Raw genomic sequence first — 15,866 nt, 5'->3', positions numbered from 1 at the left:
TTTTTTTCTGTGTTTAAAAAAGGCAGTGAAAAGGGAAGAATAAAAGAAAAAGCTTGGGGGATATGTAGATGAACAAACAACAATGGACCATCATACTCGCATTTATTTTCGTATTAATTGTCTCAGTATTTGCCGTGATTAATGTACGGCCTGTCGAGGTAGACTACTTATTTGGAACGGCTGAATGGCCGCTGATCCTCGTCATTATCGGTTCTGTTTTAATGGGCGGACTGATTGTGGCATTTGCAGGGATCTTCCAAATTGTGAAACTGAAACGTGAACTAAAGGCATTAAAAGCTGAGCGTGCAGCTGCTGCACCTGCTACTTCGACGAAAAAGGCAGACAAAGATCTTCAAAAAAAATCGCATGTTACGCCTTTAAAAGAACAGCCAGCATCATTTGACCGGAAGGAAAAATAATCTTCCAGCACAATTTCATAAAATAAAAATTGAAACCCCTCAGGCCACTCTAGTATAATAGTGTGGTTGAGGGGTGAATTTATGTTATTATCCAAAATGCGCTGGGAATATGAACATCCAAGCGAAGAAAAAGTGAAATCACTCTCTGAAAATCTGAATATTTCAGCGCTGACTGCATCGCTTCTCGTAAAAAGAGGACTTGAAGAAGTAGAAGAGGCGAGGTCTTTTTTATTTGATCAAAAAGCCGAATTTCATGATCCATTCTTATTAAAAGGAATGAAAGAAGCAGTAGAGCGCATCAACAAAGCGATCGAAGAGCAGGAATCGATTGTGATCTTCGGAGACTATGATGCAGATGGTGTGACAAGTACGTCTGTACTTTTACATACATTAAAAGAGCGGTCTGCGATAGTAGACTTTTATATTCCAGATCGGTTTAAAGAAGGCTATGGGCCTAATGAACAGGCTTTTCGATATATCAAGGAGCAAGGAGCATCGCTTGTCATCACGGTTGATACAGGCATTGCTGCTGTAAATGAAGCACGTATTGCAAAAGAAATAGGGCTAGACCTGATCATTACAGATCACCATGAACCAAGTGAGGAGCTGCCTGAGGCACTTGCCATTGTCCATCCTAAGCAGCCAGGCTGTGAGTATCCCTTTAAAGAACTTGCTGGTGTAGGTGTAGCGTTTAAAGTGGCGCATGCACTTCTTGGGGAGCTACCAGTTCAGCTGTTAGATCTTGCAGCAATCGGGACAATCGCGGATCTTGTACCGCTTCATGATGAGAATAGATGGCTCGCCAAAAAAGGGCTTATGCAGCTTCGTCAGTCGAATAGACCGGGGCTGAAAGCGTTATTGAAAGAAGCGGGAGCCACTTTAGAAGAAGCGAACGAGGAAACGGTCGGCTTTCAAATTGCGCCAAGGCTGAATGCTGTAGGACGAATTGAACAGGCAGATCCAGCTGTTCACCTTCTTATGACTGAGGATAAGGATGAAGCAGAAGAGCTCGCTCGTTTTGTACAGGAACTGAATAAAGAACGACAAAAGATTGTCAGTACGATCACAGAAGAAGCCATTCAAATGGTGGAAGAGGCAGGCGATGACCAGTCTGCGATCGTTGTAGCGAAAGCTGGCTGGAATCCGGGCGTTGTCGGAATTGTTGCCTCTAAATTGACGGATACTTTTTCTCGTCCGGCGATTGTGCTTGGAATAGATGAAGAAACGCAAATGGCAAAAGGATCAGCCCGAAGCATTCCTGGCTTCGATCTATTCTTCCATCTAAGCAAATGCCGTGACATCCTTCCGCATTTCGGTGGGCATCCGATGGCAGCAGGGATGACACTTCGAGCGGATGATGTCGCTTTACTAAGGGAAAGATTAAATCAATATGCCAATGAAACATTGACGGAAGAAGATTTTATTCCCATTCAGCGGGTCGATGTTGTGTGTAAGGTAGACGAATTGACGGTTCAAGCGATTGAAGAAGCAGGGATGCTGTCACCATTTGGTATGTCAAACCCAAAACCGTTCATTATGATTGAAGATGCGAAGCTTGAAGATATCCGAACAATTGGGGCAAATCACAACCATATTAAAATGTCTCTGAAAGACGAAGACAAGCTGCTTGACTGTGTCGGCTTTCACCAAGGGAAATTAAAAGAAGAAATTGTTCCAGGAAGCCGCATTTCCGTGATTGGAGAAATGTCCGTCAATGAATGGAATAACCGGAAAAAGCCCCAGCTAATGCTAAAAGATGCACGAGTTGATGAATGGCAGCTGTTTGATCTGCGCGGGAAAAAGGATTGGGAGAAGAAAGTTTCGACGCTTGATTCAGAAAAATCTTTGATTGTCTGTTTTGAGGAAGCAACAAAACAGAACGTCGATATCCCCATTCATCATGTTCATGCAGAAAATGTATCAACGTTTGATGTACACGGAAAGTATGTGGTCTTTGCGGATGTTCCCGCAGATGAGCAATTGCTGAAGCAGCTTTTAGAAAATCAAAAGCCTGCCAGAATTTATACGGTTTTTCAAAGAGAAGAAGATCATTTTATGTCCTCTTTCCCAAGCCGTGATCAATTCAAATGGTTTTATGGGTTCTTGTTTAAACGGGGAAGTTTTCCTATCAAAGAACAAGGAATGGAGCTTGCCAAACATAGAGGCTGGACAAAAGATACAATCATTTTTATGACAAAGGTGTTTTTTGAACTCGGTTTTGTTAAAATAGAGAATGGTGTGCTGTCAATAGTACTTGATGCCCCTAAAAAAGATTTAACGGCATCAGCGTCCTATACAGCAAAACAACGATTGATGGAACTCGATCAAACACTAACATATTCCTCAGCTAAAGAGCTGAAGGAATGGCTGAATAGCATGATGAGCGAAGTCTCACCTGTGCTTTGACGTACGAGGAGGAAAAGGAAAAGATGGATTTAAAACAATATGTGACAGTTGTACCTGACTACCCAAAGGAAGGTGTACAATTTAAAGATATTACAACGTTAATGGATAAAGGCGAAGTATACCGTTATGCAACGGATCAGATCGTTGAATACGCGAAGGAAAGAGATATTGATCTCATTGTTGGACCTGAAGCGCGTGGATTCATTATTGGCTGCCCTGTAGCATACGCACTTGGTGTAGGTTTTGCACCGGTTCGTAAAGAAGGAAAGCTTCCTCGTGAAGTCATTAAAGTCGATTACGGCTTGGAATATGGTAAAGATGTATTAACGATTCATAAAGATGCGATTCGTCCTGGTCAGCGTGTCCTGATTACAGATGACTTACTGGCAACTGGTGGAACAATCGAAGCGTCCATCAAGCTTGTAGAGGAATTAGGCGGCGTTGTGGCAGGGATTGCATTTTTGATTGAGCTGACGTATCTGGACGGCAGAAAGAAGCTTGACGGCTACGACATCATGACGTTAATGCAATACTAATGGAGTTTTTCGTAAAAAGCACTCAGTAAGAAGGGTGCTTTTTTCCTATCAAAAATCTTTTAGCGGACTTCTTCTCTTTACATCTATCGAATTTTTCTTGATAATAAACTACAATACAGTTTTCATTTAAAAAGGTGATTCCATGGCGAACGAACAAGTTTTAACGGCGCAGCAGGTCATTGACAAGGCAAGAGAATACCTGTCCGCTGAACATATTCAATTTATAGAGCGAGCATATGAATATGCTGAAAATGCACACAAGGAGCAATACCGGAAATCTGGTGAGCCCTATATTATCCATCCAATTCAAGTGGCGGGCATTCTTGTTGACCTTGAAATGGATCCATCAACCATTGCAGGCGGTTTCCTGCACGATGTAGTTGAGGATACAGATGTGACATTACAGGATTTAAAAGAGCATTTTAACGAAGAAGTAGCAATGCTTGTTGATGGTGTCACAAAGCTCGGGAAGATTAAATATAAATCACAAGAAGAACAACAGGCCGAAAACCATCGAAAAATGTTTGTTGCAATGGCGCAAGATATCCGCGTGATTTTGATTAAGCTGGCAGACCGTCTTCATAACATGAGAACGCTCAAACATCTTCCGCAGGAAAAACAGCGGAGAATTTCAAATGAAACACTTGAAATCTTTGCACCGCTTGCCCACAGATTAGGGATTTCAAAGATTAAGTGGGAGCTTGAAGATACAGCACTCCGCTATTTAAATCCGCAGCAATATTACCGAATTGTGAATCTGATGAAGCGTAAACGAGCGGAACGTGAGGAATACTTGGACGAGGTTGTCAATGAAGTGAAAGACCGCGTGTCTGAGGTGAACATCAAGGCTGAATTTTCCGGAAGACCAAAACATATTTATAGCATTTATCGCAAAATGGTCTTGCAAAATAAGCAGTTTAATGAAATTTATGATCTGCTTGCCGTTCGTATTTTGGTCGACAGCATTAAAGACTGTTATGCGGTGCTCGGTATTATCCATACATGCTGGAAACCGATGCCAGGCAGATTTAAGGATTATATTGCGATGCCAAAGCCGAACATGTACCAATCTCTTCATACAACGGTGATTGGGCCAAAAGGTGATCCGCTTGAAGTTCAGATCCGTACAGTGGAAATGCATGAAATTGCAGAATATGGGATTGCGGCACACTGGGCATATAAAGAAGGCAAAGAGTCAGCAGAATCAACGGAAGAAGCGGTCTTCCAGAAGAAGCTTTCTTGGTTTAGAGAAATTCTTGAATTCCAAAACGAATCTACAGATGCAGAAGAATTTATGGAATCGTTAAAAATCGATCTCTTCTCTGATATGGTGTTTGTGTTTACACCAAAAGGAGACGTCATTGAACTGCCGTCGGGCTCAGTTCCGATTGATTTCTCTTACCGGATTCACTCGGAAATTGGGAATAAAACGATCGGTGCCAAGGTCAATGGCAAAATGGTCACACTCGATCACAAACTAAAAACAGGTGACATTATTGAAATTCTGACATCAAAGCACAGCTACGGACCAAGTCAGGATTGGGTCAAGCTTGCCCAAACCTCCCAAGCGAAGCACAAGATCAGACAGTTTTTCAAAAAACAGCGCCGTGAAGAAAATGTCGAAAAAGGCCGAGAGCTCGTAGAAAAAGAAATCAAAAACCTTGAGTTTGATGTCAAAGACATTCTGACCGCTGAAAACCTGCAAAAAGTGGCTGACAAATTTAATTTTTCAAACGAAGAGGACATGTATGCAGCTGTTGGATATAACGGCATTACTGCACTACAAGTCGCCAATCGTTTAACGGAAAAAGAAAGAAAACAAAGAGATCAAGAAGAGCAAGAGAAAACCGTTCAAGAAGTGACGGTGGAACCAAAGACGTATCACGGGAAAAAACGGGAAGCTGGCGTAAGGGTCAAAGGGATTGATAACCTGCTTGTCCGCTTATCTAAGTGCTGTAACCCTGTTCCTGGCGATAGCATTGTCGGTTTTATTACGAAGGGCCGTGGCGTATCTGTTCACCGTGAGGACTGTCCGAACGTGAAGACAGGAGAAGCACAGGAGCGGTTAATTCCGGTCGAGTGGGAGCATGAGCAGCCTGCTCAAAACCGTAAAGAATACAATGTGGAAATTGAAATATTAGGATATGATAGACGCGGCTTACTCAATGAGGTGCTTCAAGCAGTTAATGAAACCAAAACGAACATCTCCTCTGTTTCTGGGAAGTCTGATCGTAACAAAGTGGCGACGATCCATATGGCGATCTTTATCCAAAATATTAATCATTTGCACAAAGTAGTCGAGCGCATTAAACAAATCAAAGACATTTACTCTGTTCGCCGATTCATGAATTAGAAAGGAAGTATATCGTCTATGAGGCTTGTTGTGCAGCGTGTGACAAATGCGTCTGTGAAGGTAGAAGAAGAGATCACAGGTGCCATCAGCGATGGATATATGGTGCTTGTTGGTGTCACACACGAAGATACAGAAGAAGATGTGCTTTACTTAGCTGAAAAACTTGCACATTTACGTATTTTTGAAGATGAAAATGGGAAAATGAATCGTTCATTATTGGACATAAAAGGAAGCGTTCTGTCTGTGTCGCAATTTACCCTTTATGGTGATACGAGAAAGGGCAGACGGCCGAATTTTATGAAAGCCGCCAAGCCGGATGCAGCCAATTCGCTTTACGAATGTTTCAATAAAACCCTTAGAGAAAAAGGCATCCATGTTGAAACTGGCCGTTTTGGTGCGATGATGGACGTGTCATTGACCAATTCAGGACCAGTCACGATCTTGATGGACAGCAAAGAATAGATTCTCTTTAGACTGTAGATGAACTCATGCGGGAGTTTGTTTAGAGTCTTTTTCTTTTGTGGTCAAACAAAAAAAGAGGCGCAGAGGCCTCTTTCTTTTTAACGGAAATATTGTTTTAATCCTTCAGTCATTCCTTCTGTGACTCGTTCTTGGTAAGAGGCGCTATAAATGATCGCTTCCTCCTGAGGATTGCTTAAATACCCGAGTTCATATAAAAGGGAAGGGCGTTTGTTTTCTCTTAAAACAAAGTAATCTCCGAATTTGACACCCTTATCAGGGATTTGAGAGCGTTTTGCGACTTCGGAATGAACGCTTGACGCTAATTGCTGATCTTTTGCTGCGTGATAATAATACGCAGTACTTCCTCTAACACTTTGGTCCATAAAACTATCATAATGAAGACTAATAAATGCATCTGCATTTCGGTAATGAGATGTCGCCACCCTCGATTGAAGGCTGATAAATGTATCGTCACTTCTAGTTAAATATACATTTGCACCAGAAGCTCTTAATTTGCCTGCTAGTAAATTGGCGGTTTTGATGGTGATGTTCTTTTCAAAAGCACCGTCTGCGCCAATTGTGCCGCTGTCTTTTCCGCCATGACCAGGGTCAAGAACAATCGTTTTTCCTTTTAAAGAACCAGTTCCAGACGATGAATCATGCTGAGGTCTTGGCGCTTCGCTGCTATTTTTCTTCGTTTGAACGACCCAGCTCGCCACATAGCCAGTCCCGCCGTTCGATAGTGTCACCTCGTACCAGTCACCTTGCGTCCGAACAATGTGATAGGCAGCTCCTTTTGTTGCTCTTTCTGCAATCCCAGCAGAGGTAGAAGCGCTTTTTCGAATGTTGGTGCCATCATAGACAATGTACGCTTTTTGCTCAGAAGCCGAAGAGGATGAACTCTTTTCAGGTGCAGAGCCTGCTCCTTTGCCTGTGACAATGTAATAGCTTGCAACCCAGCCTTTTACGCCTTTCCCCTCAATTTCATACCAACCGTTCTGCTCTCGCAAAATGGTGATCTGTGTGTTGCGGGCAAGAGAAGCGATGACTTGTGCATTTGGTGACGCGGATTGCCTCACATTCAAGCTCGATACGCCAACTGTGCCTGTCTGGTTAGAGCGAGAAGACCCGCCGGAGCTTGATTGAGAAGTTTTCTGCCCACCTGAAACATAATCAGAGTGAACCCAGCCTTCTGCTTGTTTATAAGAAATTTTCGTCCATTCGCCGCTTGTCTCGAGCTTTTTAGCGGAAGCGCCTTGCGGGAAAGTACCAATCACTTGATAGGAAGTCCCAGGGCCTGTCCGGATGCGAAGGTCGGAAGCTGTCGATGTAATGGTACTGCCTCCAGCCGTGCTTTGACCTTGCGCCTTTGGTTTCGCTGTTTTTTGAGCGCCGGATGATGTGGTGATCAACCATGAGACGACCCAGCCTTTTTGTCCGTTTGATAATTGGATCTGCACCCATTCTCCTTGTTCAGTGAGAATAGGATAACTTTCGCCGCGTTTTACAACAGCTGCAATTCCATAGCTTAAACCAGGGCCCGTTCTCACATTGATTTCATCTGTTGCGACCACAGCTTGATCTGTTTGTGCTGTAGCATGTGTCATAGGCAAAGAACTCGCGATGAGAACAAAACAAGTAAGCAGCATCATCATTTGATTGTGTTTTTTCAGATTCAAAACGGTGTTTTCCCCTCCCTTGTAAAACCGATGAATGTTAATTCGTTATGTAGTGGATGAATTCCTTGCAGTTTCCCTAATAAAAATGAATCAATCTGTTTATACTAAATAAAAATGTGATAAAAGGATGTACAAACATGAGATTAAGCAGAAAATTAGGACGAGTGCAATATAATGGACATCGTGATATCGACCGCTGGCAGCATGACGAAATGGATCAGCCGGGCTTCCTTGAAGAAACCGCATCTGAATACGGATGTACCTCAAAAGAAGAGCTGGAAAAGAAAAAGAGGCACGGCAAGGGTTGACAGAGTGGCAGCACCGACCTTATTATAATATAAATCAACACACTTGAAAATTTAAAATGTGGAACTGATGATAGAGAATAGTAGGGTAAATTGCGTGAGCAGAGAGGACTCGCCTTAGGCTGAAAGCGAATCCGCATGGCATTTATCACGAAAGAACACTCTGTAGGTTTCCTGCTGAACGCTCGAAAAATGAGTCAATAGGCGGAGAACGTGAATCTGCGTTAAGGATTTGAGCGGGAACATGCTTGATCATGTTCCAACTAGGGTGGCACCACGGGTATAACTCTCGTCCCTACTATACACATAGTAGAGGCGGGGGTTTTTTATATGTCCACATAAAAAATGAATGATGGTCGTAGGAGGACGAAAAATGAGTTTTAATATTCCAAGAGGCACACAGGATATTTTACCTGGAGAGTCAGAACGCTGGCAGTATGTTGAACAAATTGCGAGAGATACATGTGCAGCCTTTCAATACAAAGAAATCCGCACACCGATTTTTGAGCATACAGAGCTGTTTGCACGGGGAGTAGGCGAATCAACTGATATCGTTCAAAAAGAGATGTACACATTTGAAGATAAAAAAGGACGTAGCATCACACTCCGTCCAGAGGGAACAGCTTCAACCGTCCGTTCTTATGTTGAAAATAAATTGTTTGCACAGCCGGCTCAGCCAACTAAGCTGTATTACATCGGACCAATGTTCCGCTATGAACGTCCGCAAACAGGAAGATATCGTCAATTTTATCAATTTGGAATCGAAGCGATTGGTTCCAAAGATCCTGCCATTGATGCAGAGGTCATTTCACTTGCGATGAGTGTGTATGAGAAAGCAGGCCTTTCTAACTTAAAACTCGTCATTAACAGCCTTGGTGACAAAGAGAGCCGTGCAGACTACCGCACAGCACTGGTCAAGCACTTTGAGCCAAGAATTGAGGAATTCTGTCACGACTGTCAAACTCGTTTACACCAAAATCCGCTGCGTATTCTTGATTGTAAAAAGGATCGTGATCATGAACTGATGACAACAGCTCCATCCATTCAAGATTACTTAAATGAAGAATCACGGACGTATTTTGAAAAGGTCAAACAATACTTATCAGATATAGGCATTGAGTATGTCGTCGATCCAAATTTAGTGCGCGGTCTTGATTACTACAATCACACAGCATTTGAGATCATGAGTAATGCAGAAGGCTTTGGTGCGATTACAACATTAGCCGGCGGCGGCCGTTATGATGGACTCGTTGAAGGAATTGGCGGTCCTGAATCACCAGGGATCGGATTTGCGATGAGTATTGAGCGTTTCCTATCAGCGATCGATGCTGAAGGAATTGAGCTTCCTCTGCAAGATGGTATTGATTTATACATTGCTGCTCTCGGAGATGAAGCGAAGGATTATTCTGTTTCATTATTAAACCGTCTGAGAAAAGAAGGTATCTCAAGTGAAATGGACTATACAGGGAAGAAACTAAAAGGACAATTTAAAGCAGCTGATCGTTTAAAAGCCAAATTTATTGCAGTTCTTGGTGAAGATGAACTTGCACAGCAAATTGTGAATGTGAAAGATACAACTACGGGTGAACAAATTGAAGTGAAGCTTGATGAGCTGATTCAAATGTTGAAGGCCCACCAGAAAGCGTAAAGAAGGAGTGGAATGTTTGTGTTTGGTAGAACTTTTTATTGTGGAGAAGTAACAGAAGACCAAATCGGTCAGTCAGTTGTATTAAAAGGATGGGTTCAAAAAAGGCGTGACCTAGGCGGTTTAATCTTTATTGATTTGCGCGACCGTTCAGGGATTGTACAAGTTGTCTTCAATCCAGACTTATCAAAAGAGGCGCTTGAGACAGCAGAATCAATTCGTAACGAATATGTCCTTGATATTAAAGGAACGGTTGTCGCAAGAGAAGAAGCAACGATCAACCCAAATTTAAAAACGGGCAAAATTGAAATTCAAGTCGAAACGGTCACCGTTTTAAATGAAGCGAAGACTCCTCCATTTGTGATTTCAGATCAAGCAGACGAGGTATCAGAAGATGTTCGTTTAAAATATCGTTACCTAGATCTTCGCCGCCCTGCAATGTTTGAAACAATGAAAATGCGACATGAAGTCACAAAAGCATTCCGCCATTTCTTAGACGACAACGGCTTTCTAGACATTGAAACACCAATTTTAACGAAAAGTACGCCAGAAGGTGCGCGTGACTATCTTGTTCCAAGCCGTGTACACGAGGGAGAATTTTATGCACTGCCTCAGTCTCCGCAATTATTTAAACAATTGCTGATGGTTTCTGGGATGGACCGTTATTATCAAATTGCCCGCTGCTTTAGAGATGAAGATTTGCGTGCTGACCGTCAGCCGGAATTCACACAAGTCGATATTGAAATGTCCTTTATGAGTCAAGAGGACATCATGACGCTTGCTGAAGAGATGATGGCGAAGGTAATGAAAGATGTCAAAGGTGTAGACCTTACATTGCCATTACCTCGTATGACATACGATGAAGCCATGAATTCCTATGGATCTGATAAACCGGATACACGTTTTGAGATGAAGCTGGTTAACATTTCAGATACGGTAAAAGACTCCGATTTCAAAGTGTTTAGTGGAGCTGTGAAAAATGGTGGAGCTGTGAAAGCCATCAATGTAAAAGGGGCTGCATCGAACTATTCAAGAAAAGACATTGATGCACTTGGTGCATTTGCAGCGAACTACGGTGCAAAAGGTCTAGCTTGGCTAAAAGCAGAAGGGACTGAATTAAAAGGTCCGATCGCTAAATTCTTTGATGATGCAAAGCAAGCTGAATTAAAAGAACAGCTGCAAGTTGAAGAAGGCGACCTTTTACTCTTTGTCGCAGATAAGACGTCTGTTGTTCATGATGCACTTGGTGCGCTTCGCTTAAAACTTGGTAAAGAGCTTGAACTGATCGATGAGTCTGTATTCAATTTCTTATGGGTTGTCGATTGGCCGCTGCTTGAAAAGGATGAAGAAGAAGGCCGCTTCTATGCTGCCCATCATCCATTCACAATGCCAGTTCGCGATGATCTTGAATTAATTGAAACAAGCCCAGAAGATATGAAGGCACAGGCTTACGATCTTGTGCTAAATGGCTACGAGCTTGGCGGAGGTTCTATTCGTATTTTTGAAAAGGACATTCAAGAAAAAATGTTTGGCTTACTTGGTTTTTCAAAAGAAGAGGCCTACGAACAATTCGGCTTCCTTCTGGATGCGTTCGAGCATGGTGTTCCTCCGCATGGCGGAATCGCGCTTGGGCTTGATCGTTTAGTGATGCTGCTTGCAGGCCGCTCTAACTTAAGAGATACGATTGCATTCCCGAAAACGGCAAGTGCGAGCTGCGTTCTCACAGATGCCCCTGGCCATGTGAGCGAGGCGCAGCTTGATGAGCTGAGTTTAGCGATTAAAACAAAAGTAAAACAGTAAAATAGGTGCATGTTTATAGGTATGTAAACGCTTGAAAAAGAAATATGCCTATGATATGCTTTCATCAATCAATAAATAAAGTCCTGATACGTACGGTGGTTACCTAGTTTTGACCGAACATTTTTTTATACGGGAGCTTGCCTTTCCTTTCTGCATAAATGCCTCATTAGAGGACTTATAAAGTCAGGAAGAAAGCACCCACCTGCATGGTGCGGGGTTCAAAACGAAGGAAATGCTGGCGGCGTCATCGGGACTTTTTTGTGTTTTTTTCTTTTAGAGAAGGATGACGGAGAAGTCTGAATATGATATGATTCTTTCGATTCATTTTAAATAAAGGTGGAGTGAGGCACTTGTTACATCAGTTTTCAAGAAACGAGCTTGCCATTGGCAAGGAAGGCTTAAATATACTAAAAAACAGTACAGTTGCAGTGCTTGGTGTGGGCGGCGTTGGTTCATTCGCAGTAGAGGCACTCGCTCGTTCAGGCGTTGGCCGTATTGTTCTTGTTGATAAAGATGATATTGATATTACAAATGTAAACCGTCAGCTTCCAGCATTGCTATCAACAGTTGGCCAGCCAAAGGTTGACTTAATGCAGGCGAGAATCGCTGATATTAATCCAGAATGTGAAGTTGTTGCGCTTAAAATGTTTTATACAGAGGAAACATACGAGCAATTTTTTGAGTATCCGCTTGATTATGTCATTGATGCCTCAGATACCATTCACTATAAAATTCATTTAATGAAAGAGTGTCTGAACCGCGGTGTGAACATCATTTCAAGTATGGGAGCTGCGAACAAAACAGATCCGACACGCTTCAAAATTGATGATATTTCAAAAACACATACCGATCCTATTGCAAAAGTCGTGAGAACACGTCTGCGTAAGGAAGGGATTCGTAAAGGAATTGAAGTTATTTTCTCTGATGAAAGTCCGATTGTCATTCGCGAAGATGTCAGAAAAGAAGTTGGAAATGATGAAGCGAAGATTCGCAAGGCGCAAATGCCGCCATCATCCAATGCGTTCGTTCCGTCAGTTGCCGGACTGATCATGGGTGGTCATGTCATTATGAAGCTTTTAAAGGATATTCCGATTACACGTGTGAAGGATAAATAAACAGCCCGCCTGCTAATTATGCAGGGGGCTTTTTTTATTTTTGGCGTTTTAAATTTTCATAGACCTGTTTCAATGCACCTTCAAATTTTCCGGTTTGCTTCGGTACATAGTATTGCTTGTTTTTCAGCGGATCAGGTAAATATTGCTGCTTCACCCAGCCGTTCTCGTAATCATGTGGGTATAAGTAATCGACACCTCTTCCGAGTGCTGTGGCGCCTTTGTAGTGTGCATCCTTTAAATGAACTGGAACCTCACCAATTTTCCCTGTACGAATGTCACCAAGTGCCGCATCAATCGCCTTATATGCCGAATTGGACTTAGGAGAAAGACACAGTTCAATCACTGCGTTCGCCAGCGGAATCCGTGCTTCTGGGAAACCGATTCTTTCTGCTGTTTGTACTGCGCTTAACACGCGGGGGCCTGCCTGCGGACTGGCTAAGCCAATGTCCTCGTAAGCCATCACGAGTAATCTTCTTGAAATGCTTTCAAGGTCTCCTGCTTCGATCAGTCTGGCAAGGTAATGCAGCGCCGCATCTGTATCAGATCCCCTAATGGATTTTTGAAAAGCCGAGAGGACATCATAATGAGCATCACCATTCTTGTCATGTGAGAAGCTCTTTTTTTGTAAGCATTCTTCTGCTGCGGCAAGAGTAATTTTGATATGCCCGGTCTCATCAGGTTTTGTCGATAAGACAGCGAGTTCTAGTGCATTTAAAGCAGAACGCACGTCTCCTCCGCATCCATTGGCAAAATGATTCATCGCTTCATCGTCCACGGTCACTTCATAACCGCCAAGCCCGCGATGCTCATCCTGTAAGGCTCTTGTTAACGCAGCTTTGATTTGCTCTGTTTCAAGCGGCTTCAGCTCGAATATTTGTGTCCGGCTTCGGATGGCGGGATTGATCGCATGATAGGGATTAGCCGTCGTTGCGCCAATTAAAATGATCATGCCATTTTCTAAATAAGGAAGGAGAAAATCCTGCTTTCCTTTATCAAGCCGGTGGACTTCGTCTAAAATAAGGATCACCTGTCCGCTCATTTTCGCTTCAGCGGCGACAGCCTCCATATCCTTTTTGTTATGAATGACTGCATTTAATGTACGAAAAGCAATGCTTGTACTGCCAGCAATTGCGGTTGCAATCGATGTTTTGCCGATGCCCGGCGGTCCGTATAAAATCATCGAGGATAAATGCTTTGCCTCGACCATTCGTCTAATAATTTGACCTTCTCCAACAAGATGCTCCTGCCCAATAATGTCTTCAATATGACTTGGGCGCATCCGGTACGCTAAAGGTTTCATAATTATCTCTCCTAAAGCAATGTCTTGTTTGTATAGAGTACCGAAATTTCTTCAAATAGAAAAGGGATGAGTCCTCCTATTATGCTCAATACCCGTAAATGAAAGTTGGCTGAAAGTATGATATAATTGCTTTTGGTCTATATATCAGCGTATATGAAATCAGAAAAATAATTGATGACATAGAATAGAAAACGCAGAGGTGTTTAACTTGAAAATATCAACTAAAGGCAGATATGGTCTGACGATCATGATCGAATTAGCCAAAAAACATGGCGAAGGCCCTACATCATTAAAATCAATCGCTCAAAACAATGATTTGTCTGAGCATTATTTAGAGCAGCTTGTATCACCACTCCGCAATGCCCGTCTTGTAAAAAGTATCCGCGGTGCGTATGGCGGCTATGTTCTTGCACATGAACCAAACGAGATCACAGCAGGTGATATTATTCGTGTATTAGAAGGACCAATTAGTCCTGTTGAAGTCATCGAAAACGAAGAACCAGCAAAGCGTGAACTATGGATTCGTATTCGTGATGCAGTAAAAGACGTACTAGACAATACAACTCTTGAAGACTTGGCAAGCTACACAGATGACGGGGATCAAGACTCGTATATGTTCTATATTTAGATCAGAGGTGTACCGGAAATGGAACGAATCTATTTAGATCATGCAGCCACAACGCCGATGGATCAGCGTATTGTGGACAAGATGATGCCGTACTTTACAGAGATATTTGGCAATCCCTCTAGTATTCATTCATATGGGCGCGAGGCAAGAAAGTGGCTCGATGAAGCAAGAGAAGTCATTGCAAGAGAATTACACTGTAAACCACAGGAGATCATCCTCACAAGCGGTGGAACCGAGGCGGACAACCTGGCGATCACAGGTGTTGCCATGGCAAGACAGCATGAAGGAAAACATATCATCACAGTGAAAACAGAGCATCATGCGGTGCTGCATACATGTGAACGCCTAGAGAAGCTAGGATTTGAAGTGACGTATTTAGATGTGGACGAAACGGGATTGATTCATCTTGATCAATTAAAACAAGCATTGAGAGATGATACGATTCTTGTGACCGTCATGTACGGCAATAATGAAACAGGTGTGATTCAGCCAATCAAAGCCATTGGCGAACTTCTACATGATCACACTGCTCATTTTCATACAGACGCAGTGCAGGCGTTTGGCACAGTGCCTATTGATGTAGCAGATCTCCATATTGATCTTTTATCTGCTTCTGGCCATAAGCTGAACGGTCCGATGGGAACAGGCTTTTTATATGTAAACGAAGGCGTGAAACTTTCTCCGCAAATATTCGGAGGGGAACAAGAACGAAAGCGCCGTGCTGGCACTGAAAATGTGGCGGGAATTGTTGGACTTGCAGAAGCTGTTCAATTAACGAAGCAAAATAGAAGAGAAAAAGCGATGCATTATGGTAAGCTCAAAGAAACTATGCTGCAAGTATTCGAAGAGGAATCTCTTAATTTCTCTATCAATGGACATCCGAAAGAGACATTGCCGCACATTTTAAATGTTCATTTCCTGGGCGTCTCCATTGAATCGCTGCTTGTGAATTTAGATATGGAAGGAATTGCTGTTTCAAGCGGATCGGCATGTACGGCTGGATCTGTCCTTCCTTCGCACGTGTTAAGCGCCATGTATGGCGAAGAAGCAAAAGAGCTGACATCCTCAGTCAGAATAAGCTTCGGTCTTGGGAATGAAGAGGATCATGTGAAGCAGGCGGCACGTAAGATAGCAGCTGTTGTCAAACGCCTAGCCAAATAAATGCTTCCTTTTGTTCGTGTGTGAAAAATGAAACAGCGAAGCACCTGAAGAACGAAA

At 42.8% G+C, this 15,866-nt stretch carries 13 protein-coding genes, 1 other RNA gene and 1 other annotated feature; of the genes, 12 read left to right on the top strand and 2 right to left on the bottom strand.

Features of this window, described 5'->3' with window-relative positions:
- Positions 1 to 68: 68 nt before the first annotated feature.
- The 5 genes from NSQ72_RS12100 (at position 69) to dtd (ending at position 6,176) form a co-directional block, all read left to right on the top strand.
- Positions 69 to 419: a LapA family protein gene (locus NSQ72_RS12100; RefSeq protein ID WP_058838999.1), complete on the top strand. Its 351-nt coding sequence runs from the start codon at positions 69 to 71 to the stop codon at positions 417 to 419.
- Positions 420 to 500: 81 nt separating this feature from the next.
- Positions 501 to 2,825, top strand: a complete 2,325-nt coding sequence (gene recJ, locus NSQ72_RS12095) for a single-stranded-DNA-specific exonuclease RecJ (protein WP_341084124.1) — start codon at positions 501 to 503, stop codon at positions 2,823 to 2,825.
- Positions 2,826 to 2,848: 23 nt separating this feature from the next.
- Positions 2,849 to 3,361 (top strand): adenine phosphoribosyltransferase, encoded by a 513-nt coding sequence (locus tag NSQ72_RS12090; protein WP_024423133.1) that lies wholly within the window; start codon positions 2,849 to 2,851, stop codon positions 3,359 to 3,361.
- 142 nt (positions 3,362 to 3,503) lie between these two features.
- A complete protein-coding gene (locus NSQ72_RS12085; RefSeq protein WP_024427858.1) occupies positions 3,504 to 5,714 on the top strand; it encodes a RelA/SpoT family protein in 2,211 nt (736 codons plus the stop codon).
- 18 nt (positions 5,715 to 5,732) lie between these two features.
- On the top strand, positions 5,733 to 6,176 hold the full coding sequence (dtd, locus tag NSQ72_RS12080; protein ID WP_059374662.1) for a D-aminoacyl-tRNA deacylase: 444 nt from the start codon (positions 5,733 to 5,735) through the stop codon (positions 6,174 to 6,176).
- Positions 6,177 to 6,274: 98 nt separating this feature from the next.
- Here dtd and NSQ72_RS12075 read toward each other — a convergent pair whose 3' ends face one another.
- Positions 6,275 to 7,831 carry an SH3 domain-containing protein gene (locus NSQ72_RS12075; RefSeq protein WP_445285754.1) on the bottom strand — a complete coding sequence of 519 codons (1,557 nt, stop codon included), beginning with the start codon at positions 7,829 to 7,831 and terminating at the stop codon, positions 6,275 to 6,277.
- 161 nt (positions 7,832 to 7,992) lie between these two features.
- Here NSQ72_RS12075 and NSQ72_RS12070 point away from each other — a divergent pair, with 161 nt between their 5' ends.
- The 5 genes from NSQ72_RS12070 (at position 7,993) to NSQ72_RS12050 (ending at position 12,720) form a co-directional block, all read left to right on the top strand.
- Entirely contained in the window at positions 7,993 to 8,163 is a 171-nt protein-coding gene (locus NSQ72_RS12070) for a YrzK family protein (protein WP_003216250.1), read from the top strand.
- 58 nt (positions 8,164 to 8,221) lie between these two features.
- Positions 8,222 to 8,460, top strand: a binding site (T-box leader).
- A gap of 73 nt (positions 8,461 to 8,533) precedes the next feature.
- Positions 8,534 to 9,808, top strand: a complete 1,275-nt coding sequence (gene hisS / locus NSQ72_RS12065) for a histidine--tRNA ligase (protein ID WP_024423129.1) — start codon at positions 8,534 to 8,536, stop codon at positions 9,806 to 9,808.
- An 18-nt stretch (positions 9,809 to 9,826) separates the two neighbouring features.
- A complete protein-coding gene (gene aspS / locus NSQ72_RS12060; RefSeq protein ID WP_099663571.1) occupies positions 9,827 to 11,605 on the top strand; it encodes an aspartate--tRNA ligase in 1,779 nt (592 codons plus the stop codon).
- 77 nt (positions 11,606 to 11,682) lie between these two features.
- Positions 11,683 to 11,863: non-coding RNA, 6S RNA (gene ssrS / locus NSQ72_RS12055), on the top strand.
- Positions 11,864 to 11,955: 92 nt separating this feature from the next.
- Complete coding sequence (locus NSQ72_RS12050; RefSeq protein WP_039180291.1) at positions 11,956 to 12,720, top strand: tRNA threonylcarbamoyladenosine dehydratase; 765 nt, start codon at positions 11,956 to 11,958, stop codon at positions 12,718 to 12,720.
- Positions 12,721 to 12,754: 34 nt separating this feature from the next.
- On the opposite strand, the gene NSQ72_RS12045 is transcribed toward NSQ72_RS12050, so the two are convergent.
- Positions 12,755 to 14,020, bottom strand: a complete 1,266-nt coding sequence (locus NSQ72_RS12045; RefSeq protein WP_341084122.1) for a replication-associated recombination protein A — start codon at positions 14,018 to 14,020, stop codon at positions 12,755 to 12,757.
- A gap of 208 nt (positions 14,021 to 14,228) precedes the next feature.
- Here NSQ72_RS12045 and cymR point away from each other — a divergent pair, with 208 nt between their 5' ends.
- Together cymR and NSQ72_RS12035 are read left to right on the top strand one after the other, a co-directional pair.
- Positions 14,229 to 14,648 (top strand): cysteine metabolism transcriptional regulator CymR, encoded by a 420-nt coding sequence (cymR, locus tag NSQ72_RS12040; protein ID WP_024423125.1) that lies wholly within the window; start codon positions 14,229 to 14,231, stop codon positions 14,646 to 14,648.
- An 18-nt stretch (positions 14,649 to 14,666) separates the two neighbouring features.
- On the top strand, positions 14,667 to 15,809 hold the full coding sequence (locus NSQ72_RS12035) for a cysteine desulfurase family protein (RefSeq protein WP_144490369.1): 1,143 nt from the start codon (positions 14,667 to 14,669) through the stop codon (positions 15,807 to 15,809).
- Positions 15,810 to 15,866 lie beyond the last annotated feature (57 nt).

Source organism: Bacillus sp. FSL R5-0659 (assembly GCF_038008785.1).
GTDB classification, from domain to species: domain Bacteria; phylum Bacillota; class Bacilli; order Bacillales; family Bacillaceae; genus Bacillus; species Bacillus safensis.
The sequence above is the reverse complement of the archived record's forward strand: the minus strand, read 5'-3'. Positions and strand labels throughout refer to the sequence as shown.